Genomic DNA, 824 nt, shown 5'->3' with positions numbered 1-824 from the left:
GCTCAAAATCTATGGTAAAAAGTAGCTTTGAAAACGTATTGCCTCCAAAGATTTAGTTAAATAATGATTTAACACAAAAAGAAATTATTGAAGTTCTGGAAAGATGTTGTTTCAGTATTGAGAAAAGGTGGGAAAAACTTGCAATTTTCACAGAGAAAGGATTGTTATAAATCTTGCATAGCTCTCTTGCTTCTATATAATAATTTTTGACTTGTTCTTTGCCAAGGAATTATGTTCCACAATTTCCAACGAGAACGAGCAGGGGAGCTAGTTGGTAACTTGTTTGCCTCTCTTTACAGAGTTCGATAGTCTCAAGAGCTTCTTGGATGGCTTCATTATATTTTTCCTTTGATACTAGGTAGTGAGCGTAATTGTAACGAACTCTGATGTAGCCAAATAAAAACTCTTGATGCTCAAAATTTTTTGTCTGATATAACTCCATCAAATGAGAGTAGTTTGCCTCATATTCTTGTTCAAGACCCACTAAGGAATAGAAATTAGATAGAGTATTCAAGGCCTTTAAATAAATCAGAGTATTTGAAGAGACTTTTAATAATATATTTTCCAATGAAGAAATAGCCTCACACTTACTGTCATATTGATAGAAGTCAATAATAGCTTTAATCCATTCAAGGTAAGTTCGGTCTTCTAGTGTTAGAAAAGTACTTCGTTCAATCTCTATTCTATAAAGATATTCTAAATTGTCATAATTTCTGTCATCTAATAATCGAGCAGATAATTGCTTGAAATTAGAGAGGTTAGATTTAATTTCAATTTGTTCATTAAAAAAATAATCTAATGGCACTTCGAGTCGTTGGGAGAGT

The 824-nt window shown here is 32.0% G+C and carries 1 pseudogene; it reads right to left on the bottom strand.

The window, feature by feature from the left end:
* Positions 1-52 precede the first annotated feature (52 nt).
* Positions 53-824, bottom strand: a pseudogene (locus HT715_RS12140) (XRE family transcriptional regulator); the annotation flags it as partial.

Origin of the sequence: Streptococcus sp. 4155 (assembly GCF_013276695.1) — a bacterium.
In the GTDB taxonomy this organism is placed as follows: Bacteria; Bacillota; Bacilli; order Lactobacillales; family Streptococcaceae; genus Streptococcus; species Streptococcus pseudopneumoniae.
Note: the sequence above shows the minus strand (reverse complement) of the source record. Positions and strands in the feature narration are given on the sequence as shown.